The sequence below is a fragment of the Flavobacterium urumqiense genome, from assembly GCF_900108015.1.
GTDB lineage: Bacteria > Bacteroidota > Bacteroidia > Flavobacteriales > Flavobacteriaceae > Flavobacterium > Flavobacterium urumqiense.
Genome location: NZ_FNVP01000007.1, coordinates 71,844 through 87,799 on the forward strand (window position 1 = coordinate 71,844; position 15,956 = coordinate 87,799).

Consider the following 15,956-nt stretch of genomic DNA (forward strand, 5'->3'; position numbering starts at 1 on the left):
TAACTTTAAGCCACTGCTTCGCATCTCAAACTCACAAGGAATGAGCCGAAAACAAGATAATTTAAGATCGCAAATATAGTTACAATATGCCGGTTTTTTTGCCACTATTTACTTCTCGAAATCCTAAAACAATTTCAAAGAAAAAAAATAAAATACAATTTGTTGACAATCAGTACACAACAGAAAAAAAATCATTTGCTTTTTAAAAAAAATCACCTGATTAGGTGATTTTAAAATTTAAATAAACAAGCTCTAAATAATGTCTTTACCTAACAGTTTGTAGGAACCAAGCGCTGAAATATGCCGTTAGGTGCGCAATAGTAGGTGACAAGAAGAATCGCGACAAATTAGCTGCGCCATAGTTCAGCAACATGGATTATTTTGTTATGCACTTACAGCACTTTATCGACTTTAATTCCTAATAACTACTGGCTATTTAATAACTACTATTACAAAAAATAATTTTCTACTCTGAATTCGGAATAACAATTACCCTTTAGGTGTAATTAGTTTTTAATAATAGTTTTTAATCAATTCGAGCGATTTTCGACAGAAAATTGTATCGAGAACAGAAAAATTATTAATAAAAACGGTTCTCGATACAATTTTTGTTCCGTTCTAATTCACAAAAAACACTTGAACTGCCGTTTTTATTAGATACACCCAACGTGTTAGCAACAGAATTATTTTACATATTGCTTTTTGTAATAATCAGCATATTCGCCGGAGGTAACGTTGTGTAACCAATCGGGATTATTCAAATACCAATTCACCGTGATTTCCAACCCCTGCTCAAAAGTCACCGAAGGTTTCCAACCAAGTTCTGCGTTTATTTTATTTGCATCAATAGCATAACGTAAATCATGTCCTGGCCTGTCTTTTACGTAAGTAATTAACTCCGCCGATTTACCGGCTACTCTACCCAATTTATTATCCATAATGGAACATAACAGTTGCACTAAGTCAATATTTTTCCACTCATTAAAACCGCCAATATTGTAGGTTTCATGATTTATTCCTTCATGAAAAACTAAATCTATTGCTATGGCATGGTCTACAACAAATAACCAATCGCGAGTATAATTACCATCACCATAAACGGGCAGTGGTTTATTAGTAATAATGTTGTTTATGAACAACGGAATCAATTTTTCAGGAAAATGATTTGGACCATAATTATTAGAACAATTCGTCAGTACATAGGGCAAGTCGTATGTTTCTCCATAGGCTCTGACAAAATGATCCGAACTCGCCTTAGAAGCAGAGTAAGGAGAATTAGGGTCGTAAGGCGTGGTTTCTGTAAATAATCCCTCCGCTCCCAGAGAGCCATATACCTCATCAGTGCTGATATGATAGAATCGTTTCCCTTCAGGGTTTTTAGCCCATAGCTTTCTGGCTGCGTTCAGCAAATTAACAGTTCCTATCACATTCGTCTTGACAAATGCCATAGGATCTTCGATGGAACGGTCCACATGAGATTCAGCAGCAAGATGGATCACTCCGTCAAACTGGTGTTTTTCAAACAAATTAGTAATAAAACTTTCATCGGTAATATCCCCTTTTATAAAAGTATAATTAGCGGCCTTTTCAATATCGGCAAGATTTTCTAAGTTACCGGCATATGTAAGTGCATCGAGGTTATAGATTTGATATTCGCTATATTTAGCAACAAAAAGTCTCACCACATGAGAACCAATAAATCCGGCTCCTCCGGTTATTAATATTTTTTTCATCTTATTTCTATATTTTATTATCTCGTTGGGTAATTATTAAAAAACGCCTATATGAGTCTAATTTTTTTACAAAAAAAACAATATAAAATGACATTTTGTGTTGTTTTTTAATTGTAAAGCAAATTGCTGTTATTTCCGAGGTTTAACTGTCCTTAACTTATACAGCCGAGCGTCAAATGTTTGAAGAATACGTAAAAAGAAAAGCTGTTTGAGAGTAGCGAAATCGAAGATTCGTGAATACAAATTAAAATATGAGCGCATGAACAATTCTTTTCTTTTAGTGTTCGAAAACTAATTTGACCGCCGAGAGAGTAAAGACTTGATTTTTTGTTCCTTTTTTGATTAAACAAAAAAGAAAATTAGTAAGTCATAATTTCTTACATTGAAAAAAAAACGTCAATGGTAATCGGATCACATGTGACCCGATAAACCCGGCTACACTGGTAACTACTATTATTTCATTTAATTTTTTTATGAATAACGAAATTCCCTGAACGCCATCTTCCCGTACTACCGTTATTTAAAATAGCAGCCCACTGCATTTATTTATGTTTCATTTTCAAAACACATCCTAAGGTTTCCAAAACCAGAATATAATGTGTTTTATTTACTTCTTGAACAATTGCTTTCTGTTTCGAAAATGGTCCGGACTCCACTTCAATAGAATCACCAACCTGAACTGTAGTTAGCGATACGTCATATGCATCTGGGGTATGAAGCCACTGTTTTATAACGTCAATCTCTTCCTCTTTCACAATTGCCGGTTTTCCCAACCAAAACAAATACCGCACAGCACCTGCGGAATTAAATACTAAATTCCTATCTGACTCCGCCAGGTGGACAAAGACATAAGAATTAAATAAAGGAACCTCTATTTTTTTCTTCCTGTCCGACCATTGTCTTGTTACCGTAATCAAAGGGCAATAGCATTCGATTCCAATTTTTTCTAATTGCTCTGCTACTTTTCTCTCCCATTTGGGTTTAGTATAGACTACATACCAATTCATCATGCGTTTTATATTGAAATATTTTTTTTACCTGTTGGATATGATTCATTTTTAGTGATTTCCTTCAAAAGAATCACACTACATTTATTTAGGAACCAATGCCCTGATATACAAAACCAATAGCTTCTAAAGCTGGACCATTCAATACGTTTCTTCCATCAAATACAAAAGCGGGCTTTTGCATCGAATCATATATTTTCTGCCAGTCATATTGAATAAATTCATCCCATTCCGTAAGCACTGCTATGGCATGGGAATTTGCGCAAGCATCATAAGGAGTATCAAAAGACAACACGCTATCTGCATTAGCTGAAGCCGTTCTTGTCTCTAAATAATCTAAATCTGCCAGTACTTTTTTTCTGGATACTTTAGGGTCGTAAACCGCAATTTTGGCGTTTTCGTTGATCAAATCATCCGCAACATAAATTGCCGCCGATTCCCGGGTATCATTCGTATCTTTTTTGAAAGCCCATCCAAAAAAGGTAATTTTTTTATCGGAAACAGTGTTGTATAACGTTTGTACTATATTGTTAGAAAAACGTCTTTTTTGATGATCATTCATAATAATCACTTGTTCCCAATAATCAGCTACTTCATTTAATCCATAGGATTTTGCTATATAAACTAAATTCAGGATGTCTTTTTGGAAACAAGAACCTCCAAATCCTACCGAAGCTTTCAGGAATTTTGATCCAATTCTACTGTCCATCCCGATGGCTTTTGCTACTTCATTTACATCTGCTCCCGTTTTTTCACAAAGCTCAGACACCGCATTGATAGAAGAAATCCTTTGGGCCAGAAAAGCATTTGCGGTCAATTTTGACAATTCCGAGGACCAAACATTCGTAGTTAATATTTTAACAGCAGGTACCCAATTGGAATAAACTTCAACTAAGGCCTCAATCGCTTTTTGCCCTTCTGAAGAACTATCTCCTCCAATTAAAATCCGGTCTGGATTTAATAAATCCTGAACAGCGGTCCCTTCCGCAAGAAACTCAGGATTGGAAAGAATTTGAAACTGAACTCCATTCCCGGTATTATCCAAAATACTTTTGATTGCCTCCGCTGTTCGTACCGGCAGTGTTGACTTCTCCACCACTATTTTGTTGTCTTTCGCTACTCTGGCAATTTGTCTGGCACACAATTCAATATATTTTAAATCTGCTGCCATCCCTTTTCCTTTTCCATAAGTTTTGGTAGGCGTATTAACCGAAATAAAAATGATTTGGGCTTCATCAATCGCTTTTTCAACATCCGTAGAGAAAAATAGATTCCTTCCTCTGGCTTCCAATACAATCTTATCTAAACCCGGCTCATAAATAGGAATATTATTAATATTCTCATCGTTCCAAGCCGCAATGCGTTCTTCATTTAAATCAACAACGGTTACTTGAATCTCTGGACATTTTTGTGCAATAACTGCCATGGTTGGACCTCCAACATATCCAGCCCCTATGCAACATATTTTAGTAATTTTCATTTCTTCAATTTTGTTTTCCCTTTCCTTCGTTCTCTCTTCTATTTATTTTCAAATAACGGAAATATATTTTATTCTCTGTTTTAAAAGTTCAATATTCAATGTTCACTATCACTATTTAGGTAAGGAAATAGCTCTCGGTTATCATATCTTTCTGCAGTATTCTTTTTCAGCTCCACCATTTAGTAAAAATTTAAACTAATTTAAAACCCGTCCAGAAACAATTAACCACTTAAACTATTATCCCATAACTAACGCAGATTATTCCAATACCAATCTACTGCTTCTTTTAATCCTTCCTGCAACGAATAATGTGGATCATACCCCAATAATTCTTTTGCTTTGGCAATACTCGCTAAAGAATGAGGAATATCTCCCGCTCTGTTAGGTCCATATACTATTTCAACATTGGCAATTCTTTCGTCATACTTAGCTAAGAATTCCTTCAAATAACCTACTAAATCATTTAATGTATTCCTATCTCCATAAGCCGTATTATAAATGGTATTCACCGCTGCTGTATTCGTTGTTGACATGGCCAAATCATTCATTTGAATCACATTATCAATATAAGTAAAATCGCGGGAATAATTCCCATCACCATTAATTTGGGGGCTTTCCAATTGCATTAATTGCATTACAAATTTTGGAATGACAGCTGCATAGGCTCCATTCGGATCTTGCTTTCGTCCAAAAACATTAAAATAACGCAGACCAATAGTTTCCATTCCATACGATCTACTAAAAATCTCTGCATACAACTCATTTACGTATTTTGTGATTGCATAAGGAGAAAGTGGCTTTCCAATCACTTCTTCAACTTTTGGCAATCCAACTGAATCTCCATATGTAGAGGAACTTGCAGCATATATAAAACGTTTCACATTGGCATCTCGAGAAGCAACAAGCATGTTCAAAAAACCAGAGACATTTACATCGTTAGTAGTAATTGGATCATTAATGGAACGAGGTACAGATCCCAAAGCTGCTTGATGCAAAACATAATCAACTCCCTTTACTGCATTTTGGCAATCGGTAACATTACGTATGTCTCCTTCAATTAAAAGAAAATTTGCATTATTAATAAAGTCTTTAAGATTGTGTCGGTATCCTGTTGCAAAATTATCAAAGCAAACCACCCTATCCCCCTTTGACAAAAAATATTCACACAGATTAGACCCTATAAATCCTGCTCCACCTGTAATTAATATCGTGTTTTTTGTATCCTTTTCCATCTTTTGTTACTTTTAAAAATCCAGTTATTTAGATACCTTTGGACGTACTATTTTAATTATTTTTTGATAGAGATTTTTTGGTCTTTCCTCTTCATGATATCCATTTGAATACGTACCATATCCATAACCGTATCCGTAACCGTACCCATAGCCAGCACCATATTTAGCTTTGTTCTCAAACCCATTCAAAATAATACTGGTATTGTTTAACTCTCCGCGTTTAACTCTATTGTTTAACAGCGTAATCATTTCTTTTTTAGTAAAATTCTGCCTTACAATATATAATGTTACATCGCAATATTGTGCTAATTCTAATGTATCAGACACCAATCCGACAGGAGGTGTGTCTAAAATAATATAATCGTATTTTTTCTTTAATTCATCCATTAAATCCTTCATTCTTTCATTCATAATCATCTCAGCCGGATTTGGAGGAACTGGTCCTGAAAGAATAACATCCAGAAAAGGTATTTGAGTAGGATTTATAATTTCGTCAACCGTTTTTTGGTTAATTAGATAATTCACAACACCTACCTCATTAGTTAAATTAAATTCAGTAAAAAGTTTAGGCTTTCTTAAATCAAGACCAATGACAACTGTCTTTTTCCCGCTAAGTGCAAATACTGTTGCGATATTTATAGAGCAAAATGTTTTTCCTTCACCACTCACCGAGGATGTAATCATAAGTGTCTTGGCTCCATCTAAATGTTGTTGTTTATATAAAAACTGAAGCGAAGAACGAACGGCTCTAAAAGATTCTGATAAAGCAGACTTTGGTTTGTCAAATACTGCAAGATTAGTACTGTCTTTATTTAATCCAATGACTCCAATCAATGGAATTTTTGTTAATTTACTTATATCCTCTGTATTTTGGATAGAATTGTTGATAAAGAAAATTATAAATACAAAAAGCAATGGAAAGAGTATTCCCAGGAATAATGCCAAAACATAATTAACCGACGTTTTTGGACCTAAAAGTCCTCCACCAATGTCTTTTGCTGGATCAATAAAATGAATATCGGATAAATTAGCGGCTTTAACAATGTCCGCTTCACTTCTTTTTTGAAGAAAAGTGCTATAAATATTATCGCTTAAATCATATTTTCTTTTAATCTTGATTAACTCTTGCTGATCTTCCGGAAGTTGCTTAATAGTACTTTCGGTTTCGTTAATTTTACTGCTGACCACTGCTAAATCACCTTGCAAAGAAGCTTTGGCTGTAGATATATTTTCTAACAATACTTTTTTGACGGCCTCCATTTGATTGTCAAAATCTTTAAATATCTTATCGCTTTTCACTGCATAGGCCATCTCAGATCTTTGGGCAGAAAGTCCAATCAATTTTGAGACATTCATTACAACATTTGGGTCATCAATACCTGCTACCGATGGTGCCGGAAGTTTAGAATAATCAACGCTGTTTCTTAAATATGATTTTAAAGAATTGTAATACGCCATTTTACGTGTTACCTCGTCTTTCTTGACATCAAATTCTAGAATCTTATCTGAAAATTTTGCGCCCCCAGCTTCGACATCATATATATTTTTGTCTTTTCTAAAAATTTTCAACTCATTTCCAGTTTCCTTAAGTTGAGATTCCATAGCCACTAAAGTACTGTCAATAAACGCAATCGTATTAGTTGCAAATTGATTTTTACTGTCTAGTTGTCTTTTTATAAGCATTTTTACAGTCGCATTTAAATACTCGACCATTCTTGCTTTATTGGGTCCTTGCATCCCTAAAGTAATTATTGAACCTCCTTTTTCATCTGACCGAACATTTATTCCTCTGTAAGCGGAAACAGTGCCATCAAAATCATTAAACTGCACAAAATATTCGTTTCCTTTATAAAAGCCAGGATTGTCCTTTATTTGTAATTTCCAATTTAAAAAAGGTAATGAGACTTGTTCCCCTACCTTATATGTTTTTACAAAATCTCCCTGTTCAACCGCTGTGTTACTAGATGAATTATTTAAATATGTTAGTAAAGAAACATTTTGGCTTGCAAATGGAATTCTAATCTCATACACATTTTCGCTTAGAAATTTAATACCAATGAGATTTCCTGCTATTTGACCTTTAGATTTATCGATATTTACATAAAAAGGAACTGCACCATAGGCATCCTCCAAATTATATTTTCCTTGAACCAGGTAACTAATATAATATTGTAATTTATCAACAACTAATTCATTATGCGATCTGGATTGCAAAGTAGTGGAAATAGTTTGAACCTGATCTGAAGTTCCGCCCCAGTTAAATACCAGACTGGTCGTGGAGGTAAAAAGTGGATTTGTTTCTTCTTTAACGGAAATAAGTGTTTCCATCCCATAAATTTTTTCTTTACGGATATTAACTTGATAAGCGATTGTAAAGGTGATTAAAAGACTGATTAAAAACCATTTCCAATAACTCCCAATTTTTATTAAAAATCCTTTAAAGTCAAAACTTACTTGGTCTTCAAAAATTGAAAAATCTTTTATATCTAGCATTTTTTGAGATGTATTTTAATTTTTAAATAACAAAAAGAAGGTCGTCGTTGCCAATGAGAACAATGTAATAATTGTACCCAGCGATTCTATTCCAGTCTTTCCAGTGCCCCAAGTTTTTTGTTTCAGTGGTTTTATATAAATATAGTCATTGGGCTGTAAATAAAAATAGGGCGAATTCATTACATTAATATCCGTAAGATCAATATCATGCATTAACACTCCCGTCGGAGTTTTTCTCATGATTGTAACTTCTTTTCTATTTCCAGTGATTGTAATATCCCCCGCATTTGCAATCGCTTCCATTACATTTACATGCTCTTGAAATAAAGTTTTAGTTCCTGTACTTCCTATTTCTCCGTTGATGGTATACCTGAAACCTGCAAGTTTTACAGTCACAAAGATATTTGCTTCCTTATTAAAATATTCTGCTAATAATTGTTTCTCTATTCTAACTCTTATTTCCTCTAAAGTAAAACCAATCACATTTAGTTCTCCTAACACGGGCACTCTAATATTACCATGATCATCCACTGTAAAGCCATCAAAATACAATCCGGTTTCTGACTTACCCGCTTCTGCTTGATTGGTGGTGCTAAAAATCGCCACTAATTTAGGATCTATGGCCTTGATTGTGATACTCAAAACATCATTAGTTTGCAATCTGTAAGGCTTTGATTCAACAGCTGAAATAGACATTTCATCACTTGAATTATTCTTTTTTTGAAGATAAATTAAATCTTGGGTTGGGATGCACGAAGAAAATAAAACACTAATACATAGCAACAAATAGAGTACTGACTTGCTCATTTAAATCTTTTTAACGACAAATATAGGTTTTCATTTACTATTTAAAACGAATCACTATTTATTAAATGGATTAATTATTTTTTAAAGACTTTTCAAAAGGAACTCTGTGTAATATACTTCTTCCCAAGGTAACTTCGTCAGCATATTCTAATTCATCTCCTACAGAAATTCCTCTTGCAATTGTTGATACAATTATTTCACTATCACCAATTTGCTTATAGATATAAAAATTGGTTGTATCCCCTTCCATAGTGGAGCTTAAAGCAAAAATTATTTCGTTTACACTTCCTGATTTTACTTTTTGAACAAGTGTTGTGATATTTAACTGGCTAGGACCTACTCCATCTATTGGTGAAATTTTTCCTCCTAAAACATGATAAATTCCTCTAAATTGGCCTGTGTTTTCAATAGCCATCACATCTCGAATATCTTCAACAACACAAATAATTTGATGATTTCTATTTTTATTGGAACAAATTTCACAAAGTACACTATCTGAGATATTATGACAACTGTCGCAATACTTAATATCTTCCCGCATAGTCACTATTGCTTGCGCCAAAAAACCCGTTTGTTCCTTAGGTTGTTTCAATAAATGCAACACTAATCTCAGTGCAGTTCTCTTACCAATTCCGGGTAATTGAGACATTTCATTGACTGCTTTTTCTATTAATTTCGAAGAAAATTCCATAAATGCAAATGTAGTAATTTGTTTATTTGTTTGATCGGTTAAATGGTTAAAGGTTATACGAATGAAACGGTTAATCAGTTAAACGAAAAAACAGTTAAATGATTGCACGAGTGAATCTGCTATGCTACTAAAACAGTTAATCTGTTAAATAGTTAAAAGAATAAAACGGTTAATCCATTAATCCGTTGAACAAAAAATCGTATTTTGGTCACTTTAAATTCAAAAAATGACTCCAAGCACCATACTTTTACTAGTGTCCATTTATTTCGGAATTCTATTTTACATTTCCCACGCTGTAAGTAAAAAAGACAGTGGAAATGATGCTTTTTTTAAAGCTAATAAAAATTCAAAATGGTATTTGGTCGCCTTTGGAATGATAGGAACGGCACTTTCCGGTGTGACATTTATTTCGGTTCCTGGTGAAGTGGGTTCGCCAAATGGAGAACAATTCAAGTATTTTCAGTTTGTATTAGGGAATGCAATTGGTTTTATAATCATTGCTAAAGTTTTGCTCCCTTTATATTACCGGATGAACTTGACCTCCATTTATGGCTATATAGAACGTCGATTGGGAACTTATTCTTATAAAACCGCCGCAACTATTTTTTTAATTAGCAGAACAATTGGCTCTTCCTTTAGATTGTATCTTGTAGTTATCGTTTTACAACGTTATGTTTTTGATTATTATGGAATTCCGTTTGCCGTAACGGTTTTGATTTCGCTCGCCTTGATATTTGCTTACACCTATCGTGGTGGATTAAAAACTATAATCATTACGGATACTTTGCAAACTTTCTTCTTAGTCACTTCGGTTTTCTTGACTATTTTCTTTATTTGCAGAAGTTTAGACTTGAATATTTTTGAAGCATTTGAAGAAGTAAAAAACAGCAATTATTCTAAAACATTCTTTTTTGAAGATTTTGTATCGAGTAAGTTTCATTTTGTAAAACAAATTTTGGGCGGAATGTTTGTAACTATTGCCATGGTTGGATTGGATCAAGATTTAATGCAGAAAAATTTGAGTTGCAAAAACATTGGCGAAGCCCAGAAAAACATGTTCACTTTTACCGGAATATTTGTTCTTATCAATATCTTTTTTCTTAGCGTTGGGGCATTACTTTACATTTATGCCGATAAAAACGGGATTGAAGTCCCAACCGATTTAATAACTGGAAAACCAAGAACGGATTTACTTTTCCCCGAAATTGCTTTTCATCATTTGACTTTAATTCCTTCAGTGGTTTTCTTGTTAGGCTTAACAGCCGCTACGTTTGCTACAACTGATTCTGCATTGACAGCACTTACCACTTCATTTTGCGTGGATTTTCTTGGCATGGATAAAGCTGAAAATCTAAATAAACCAAACATCGTGAGAACTAGGCATTTTGTTCACATTGGTTTTTCTTTTTTAATGTTTTTTGTTATTGTATTTTTCAATTCCGTAAATGACAGCTCAGTAGTAGGAATGATTTTCAGGGTTGCTTCCTATACGTATGGTCCGCTTTTGGGGTTGTATTGTTTTGGATTATTTGTAAAAACGAAAACCGTCAAAGATAAACTGGTGCCAGTCATCTGTTTGTTATCACCTGCACTGACTTTGTTTATCAGTGAAAATTCAAAAATATTGTTTTTTGGATATGTTTTCGATAATGAACTAATTATCGTAAACGGGTTGATTACTTTTATTGGATTGCTATTAATTAGCAAACCCGCTCTAGAGGAAACAAGATTTTAAAATATTTTATGGGTCTTTTTAAATCTCAAAGTTCTTGTATTACAGCCCTGATAGGAATGGAAATCCTTTGATAAAAAACGGTAATTTTTTCTTATAAAAAAAGAGCGACCAACGGAAGCTCCTGTTTATATTTAGAAAAATACTGTTTTTTATCAAAGATTGAAATGGATAGCAGGAATAAGCTTCTAAAAAATCTAATACTGATTTGTAGCCAACATAACAAGCGTACAAGCTATCTCGACTTTTATATCATTTAATTTTAATAACTGATAAAACTCCGGGTTCTCAGTACCTGGATTAAAGATTACCCGTTTTGGTTGTGCCTCGACGATATAATTGTAGTAATCACGCTGACGTGTCGGATTTAAATATAGAGTAACAGTATCGATTTTTTTTAATGGAATTGCTTTAGTCTGGATTTTTATTCCTGCCACTTCCCCTGCATTTTGACCGATAGCAAGAACGGAATGACCTTTTTCAACCAATTTTTCAATTGCCATAAAAGCATATCTAGCTGGTTTTGTAGAAGCTCCAAGAACCAAAGTTTTTTTATTTTTTATCATTTTCTATAATTATATTTTGTAAAAGTAATCAAAAAGGATTAAGCGTTTGGCAATTTTCAGGTTTTGTTGCCACACTTATAAAAACAATATCATAACATTAATAAGAAGAAGAAATTTAAAAAAAGAGTATTTTTGCACTCTTAATATTATAATATGGATCTATTCATTTATCTTTTCGTAGCTCTTTTTTCCGTTTTAAACCCTATTGGCACTGTCCCAATATTTGTTGGACTCACACAAAATGACACCAAACAAGAACGTTCGAGGATTTCGTTATGGACGGCGATAAATGTATTTGCGATACTAATAATCTCTTTTTTTATAGGTCAATATGTATTGATTTTTTTTGGAATCAGCATTGATGCACTCCGAATTGCCGGAGGAATAATCATTGTAAGTTCTGGATTTTCATTGCTTTCAGGAAAATTTAATAAAAAAAGAGGGATTAACAAAAAAATAGAAACCGATGCTCAACAAAGAAATGACATTGCATTAACTCCACTCGCCATTCCTATGCTTGCGGGTCCTGGATCTATTTCTTTACTTATTGCATTTTACCAAGAACACAACTCTACGAGCGATATTATAATATCCTCGCTTGCCATTCTTGCAATTGCAGTTGCCATTTTTGTCATTCTTAGAAGCGCACACTATTTAGCAAAAATACTCGGAGCTTCTGGAATTGTTGCTATTTCAAGAATCATTGGATTTATTGTAATTGCAATTGGAATTCAATATATTGTAAGTGCGATTATCAATATAATTAAAGGGAATCTAACATAAATAAAGCATTTTTTTATATTCTGACAAGACTGAGAAGCTTGTCAGAATATAAAAAAAAATTAATTTTTAGGCAAGAAAATTTCAGCCATCATGCATCTGGCACTTCCACCACCACAAGCTTCAATAGTATCTAAACTTGAGCTCACTATTTCGGCATGATTTTTTAACTGTGCAATTTGTTTTGGCGTCAAACTTTGATATGCCGATGTACTCATAACCAAATACCTTTTGTCATCTGCGCCACGAACTTCAAGCATATTCCCTGCGAAGTTATTAACTTGCGCTTCAGTAATCAGGATAATTTCTTTCCCATTCTCTTTCAGATTATCCAAAACCATTTTTCGCTCTTTTTTGTCATCAATACAATCGGAACAAATCACGGCGAAGGTTTCTCCCAAACACATCATAACATTGGTGTGATAAATTAGTTTACGCTCGCCGTTAACAGTTTGAAACGCTTCAAAAATTACTGGTGCATAATCAAAATCTTCACAAAACTCTATGAATAATTCTTCATCTGCTCGCGGTGATAACGCACAATAGGCTTTACGGTTGCCTCTGTCAAGAAGTAAACTCCCTGTTCCTTCTAGGAAAAATCCATCTTCCTCAGCTGAAGTGTAATCCACAATATTATTAATTACAAAACCTTTGTCTTCCAACATATCCAAAATCTCTTCCCGTCTTTCCTCGCGACGATTTTCGGCAAACATTGGATATAATGCCACATCACCATTCTCGTGAAAAGAAATCCAATTGTTTGGGAAAATGCTATCTGGCGTATCTGGATTTAAAGTATCATCAACAACTGTTACGTCAACACCTTGAGCTCTCAATTTATCCACAAAAGTATCAAATTCTTGTTGTGCTTTTGCATTGACTGTTGCCGGCAAAAGTCCGTCTAAAACTTTTTGATAGTAGTTATTTACAGCAGTTTGTTCATTCATTCGAAACGCTACCGGGCGTATCATCAATATGGAATTTGTTGTTTGTTTCATGATTTTTTATTTTTTTATTTCATAAAGAAGAACTGCAGCGCGTCTCTACGATAAACTTAATCTCTAATTAAAGGTAATGTTGAACATCGCAGTAATCCTTCTTGTTTCGCAATTTCAGCATATGGAATTTCTTCTACTACAAAACCATTGGATCGTAACCAATTGTTTAATCTGGTAAAGTTTTTTTCTGAAACCACAACATCAGTATCAACAGAAAAAACATTCGAATTCATATCATACATTTCTTCTCGAGTAATATGAAATAAGTTTTCTTTTCCAAAAATATTCACAAGAAACAAATAATCAGCTTCTTCACGAAATCCACTTTTGTAAATAATTCCTTTATCCTTCCCAACAGGTTGAAAACAACAATCAAGATGCAAGGCATTATCTCGGGCTTCCATTTTTGATTTGACCAAATCAAATTCTTTGACAATTTTATTTGGAAATAAATCTTTAATAAACTGAACTCCTTGAATATTTGTTCTTGCAGTAATATAGTCTTTATAATCACTTCCTTTATAGGTCCCAATAAATATATAATTATTCCACAAAATCACATCACCACCTTCTATGTGTACTTCCTCTGGTGGACGAACCACTTTTTTAGGATCTATTTGGTCAATTATATACTGGATAGCATCTAACTCTCTTTCTCTTTCTGGTAAAATATTTGATTTTACAAAAACATCATCAATTACAAAACCGATGTCCCTAGTAAATATTTGATTGTAATTTTCGATCATTTCAGGTCGAAAAATAGTTACATTATATTTTTTCAGCACCTTATTAAACGCTTCCATTTCATTTACCATATCTTCTTCAAGCGGATAAGTTTCTGCCAAAATATGCTCTAATGATTTTGGATCATAAGCTTCTTTAGCGTTAGGGGTTGGACCGTTATGTATTGCAGAACCCAGAACTACCGCCCGCAGTCTTGAAGTTTCATTCTTTATATTTAACTCAAGCATCTTATTTCATTTTGACAAATATAAAAAAAGCTTCACAAATTAGTGAAGCTTTTTAAATTGAATTTATCTATTATCAGATGTTTTGAAATCTCTCAAAGGATGACCTGTGTAAATCTGTCTCGGTCTTCCTATAGGTTCTTTGTTTTCACGCATTTCTTTCCATTGTGCAATCCATCCAGGCAAACGACCTATGGCAAACATTACGGTAAACATGTCAGTAGGAATACCTAATGCTCTGTATATAATTCCAGAATAAAAATCTACGTTTGGATATAATTTTCTTGACACAAAATACTCATCAACAAGCGCTGACTCTTCTAATTTTTTCGCAATGGCAAGAATTGGATCATCAACACCTAAAGTTGCCAAAACTTCGTCTGCCGCCTTTTTAATGATTTTTGCTCTTGGATCGAAATTTTTATAAACTCTGTGACCAAAACCCATTAATCGGAAAGGATCATTTTTATCTTTAGCTTTATCTAAATATTTATCAGCATCTCCACCTGTTCTGTGAATTTCTTCTAACATTTCAAGTACCGCTTGATTTGCTCCTCCATGTAAAGGTCCCCAAAGTGCAGAAACTCCTGCAGAAATTGAAGCAAATAAACCTGCATGAGAAGAACCTACCATTCTAACTGTAGAAGTCGAACAGTTTTGTTCGTGATCTGCATGAAGAATGAATAATTTGTCTAATGCATCAATTACTACTTGGTTTGCTTTATAAGGTTCTGTAGGCAATTCAAACATTAAATGCATAAAATTCTCAACATACCCTTTCGTATTATCGTAATAGTTCAAAGGATAGCCCATCGTTTTTCTGTACGTCCAAGTGGCAATAACCAGGAATTTACCCATGGTTTTACAAACCGCTTCGTACATTTCTTTTTCATTTTCAACATTTACCGACTTAGGGTTAAATGCTGTCAATGCACTTGTCAAAGCAGCTAAAACACCCATAGGATGTGCCGTTTTAGGAAAACCATCAATAATGTTCTTCATTTCCTCATTGACCAAAGTGTATTTTCTAATATTTGATTCAAAATGGGATAATTGCGTTGCGGTTGGCAATTCTCCAAAAATAACTAAATAGGATACTTCAAGAAAATGCCCTTTTCCGGCCAAATCTTCAATTGAATACCCTCTATAACGTAGGATTCCAAGTTCACCATCTAGGAAAGTGATTTCGCTGGTACAAGAACCTGAATTTTTGTAACCTGGATCAAGAGTTATTACTCCTGATAAATCACGTAATTTGCTAATATCAATAGCAGCTTCACTCTCACTTCCTACGATAATAGGCAGTTCAAATTTCTCACCATTGACCTCTAATATTGCTGTTTTTGACATAATATAATTGAAATAAACTTTTTAAATAATAATTTACCAAATCTAGGGAATTTAAGACTAAATAAAAAGAGAATAATCCAATCAATATGTTAAATATTAAAAAAGCCATTCAATTTGCA

The 15,956-nt window shown here is 33.7% G+C and carries 13 protein-coding genes; 2 read left to right on the forward strand and 11 right to left on the reverse strand.

The window, feature by feature from the left end; all coding sequences use genetic code 11:
- Positions 1-683: 683 nt before the first annotated feature.
- The 7 genes from rfbB to recR all read right to left on the reverse strand — a co-directional run bounded on the left by rfbB (position 684) and on the right by recR (position 9,443).
- Positions 684-1,733 carry a dTDP-glucose 4,6-dehydratase gene (rfbB, locus tag C4S35_RS09735; protein ID WP_104000002.1) on the reverse strand — a complete coding sequence of 350 codons (1,050 nt, stop codon included), beginning with the start codon at positions 1,731-1,733 and terminating at the stop codon, positions 684-686.
- 542 nt (positions 1,734-2,275) lie between these two features.
- Entirely contained in the window at positions 2,276-2,743 is a 468-nt protein-coding gene (locus C4S35_RS09740) for a UpxY family transcription antiterminator (protein ID WP_341865130.1), read from the reverse strand.
- A gap of 85 nt (positions 2,744-2,828) precedes the next feature.
- Positions 2,829-4,220: a nucleotide sugar dehydrogenase gene (locus tag C4S35_RS09745; RefSeq protein ID WP_104000003.1), complete on the reverse strand. Its 1,392-nt coding sequence runs from the start codon at positions 4,218-4,220 to the stop codon at positions 2,829-2,831.
- Positions 4,221-4,468: 248 nt separating this feature from the next.
- Entirely contained in the window at positions 4,469-5,452 is a 984-nt protein-coding gene (locus C4S35_RS09750) for an SDR family oxidoreductase (protein ID WP_104000004.1), read from the reverse strand.
- A gap of 24 nt (positions 5,453-5,476) precedes the next feature.
- Entirely contained in the window at positions 5,477-7,945 is a 2,469-nt protein-coding gene (locus tag C4S35_RS09755; RefSeq protein ID WP_104000005.1) for a polysaccharide biosynthesis tyrosine autokinase, read from the reverse strand.
- A gap of 15 nt (positions 7,946-7,960) precedes the next feature.
- Positions 7,961-8,752 (reverse strand): polysaccharide biosynthesis/export family protein, encoded by a 792-nt coding sequence (locus C4S35_RS09760; protein WP_104000006.1) that lies wholly within the window; start codon positions 8,750-8,752, stop codon positions 7,961-7,963.
- Positions 8,753-8,822: 70 nt separating this feature from the next.
- Positions 8,823-9,443 carry a recombination mediator RecR gene (gene recR / locus C4S35_RS09765; protein WP_104000007.1) on the reverse strand — a complete coding sequence of 207 codons (621 nt, stop codon included), beginning with the start codon at positions 9,441-9,443 and terminating at the stop codon, positions 8,823-8,825.
- A gap of 226 nt (positions 9,444-9,669) precedes the next feature.
- Between recR and C4S35_RS09770 the strand changes: the two genes are divergently transcribed.
- Positions 9,670-11,178 carry a sodium:solute symporter gene (locus C4S35_RS09770; protein ID WP_104000008.1) on the forward strand — a complete coding sequence of 503 codons (1,509 nt, stop codon included), beginning with the start codon at positions 9,670-9,672 and terminating at the stop codon, positions 11,176-11,178.
- A 194-nt stretch (positions 11,179-11,372) separates the two neighbouring features.
- On the opposite strand, the gene C4S35_RS09775 is transcribed toward C4S35_RS09770, so the two are convergent.
- Positions 11,373-11,738, reverse strand: coding sequence for a CoA-binding protein (locus C4S35_RS09775; protein ID WP_104000092.1), 366 nt, complete (start codon positions 11,736-11,738; stop codon positions 11,373-11,375).
- Between the two features lie 156 nt (positions 11,739-11,894).
- On the opposite strand from C4S35_RS09775, the gene C4S35_RS09780 reads away from it, so the two are divergent.
- Entirely contained in the window at positions 11,895-12,524 is a 630-nt protein-coding gene (locus C4S35_RS09780) for a MarC family NAAT transporter (protein ID WP_104000009.1), read from the forward strand.
- Positions 12,525-12,583: 59 nt separating this feature from the next.
- Here C4S35_RS09780 and ctlX read toward each other — a convergent pair whose 3' ends face one another.
- From ctlX to C4S35_RS09795, 3 genes are all read right to left on the reverse strand, one after another.
- On the reverse strand, positions 12,584-13,519 hold the full coding sequence (gene ctlX / locus C4S35_RS09785; protein WP_104000010.1) for a citrulline utilization hydrolase CtlX: 936 nt from the start codon (positions 13,517-13,519) through the stop codon (positions 12,584-12,586).
- Between the two features lie 56 nt (positions 13,520-13,575).
- Positions 13,576-14,490 carry a dimethylarginine dimethylaminohydrolase family protein gene (locus C4S35_RS09790; protein ID WP_104000011.1) on the reverse strand — a complete coding sequence of 305 codons (915 nt, stop codon included), beginning with the start codon at positions 14,488-14,490 and terminating at the stop codon, positions 13,576-13,578.
- Positions 14,491-14,553: 63 nt separating this feature from the next.
- Complete coding sequence (locus C4S35_RS09795; RefSeq protein ID WP_104000012.1) at positions 14,554-15,837, reverse strand: citrate synthase; 1,284 nt, start codon at positions 15,835-15,837, stop codon at positions 14,554-14,556.
- Positions 15,838-15,956: the final 119 nt, after the last annotated feature.

Coding starts and splice junctions, on each gene's coding strand:
- rfbB (WP_104000002.1), bottom strand. CDS start 1,733: ATGAAAAAAATATTAATAACCGGAGGAGCCGGATTTATTGGTTCTCAT.
- C4S35_RS09740 (WP_341865130.1), bottom strand. CDS start 2,743: ATGATGAATTGGTATGTAGTCTATACTAAACCCAAATGGGAGAGAAAA.
- C4S35_RS09745 (WP_104000003.1), bottom strand. CDS start 4,220: ATGAAAATTACTAAAATATGTTGCATAGGGGCTGGATATGTTGGAGGT.
- C4S35_RS09750 (WP_104000004.1), bottom strand. CDS start 5,452: ATGGAAAAGGATACAAAAAACACGATATTAATTACAGGTGGAGCAGGA.
- C4S35_RS09755 (WP_104000005.1), bottom strand. CDS start 7,945: ATGCTAGATATAAAAGATTTTTCAATTTTTGAAGACCAAGTAAGTTTT.
- C4S35_RS09760 (WP_104000006.1), bottom strand. CDS start 8,752: ATGAGCAAGTCAGTACTCTATTTGTTGCTATGTATTAGTGTTTTATTT.
- recR (WP_104000007.1), bottom strand. CDS start 9,443: ATGGAATTTTCTTCGAAATTAATAGAAAAAGCAGTCAATGAAATGTCT.
- C4S35_RS09770 (WP_104000008.1), top strand. CDS start 9,670: ATGACTCCAAGCACCATACTTTTACTAGTGTCCATTTATTTCGGAATT.
- C4S35_RS09780 (WP_104000009.1), top strand. CDS start 11,895: ATGGATCTATTCATTTATCTTTTCGTAGCTCTTTTTTCCGTTTTAAAC.
- ctlX (WP_104000010.1), bottom strand. CDS start 13,519: ATGAAACAAACAACAAATTCCATATTGATGATACGCCCGGTAGCGTTT.
- C4S35_RS09790 (WP_104000011.1), bottom strand. CDS start 14,490: ATGCTTGAGTTAAATATAAAGAATGAAACTTCAAGACTGCGGGCGGTA.
- C4S35_RS09795 (WP_104000012.1), bottom strand. CDS start 15,837: ATGTCAAAAACAGCAATATTAGAGGTCAATGGTGAGAAATTTGAACTG.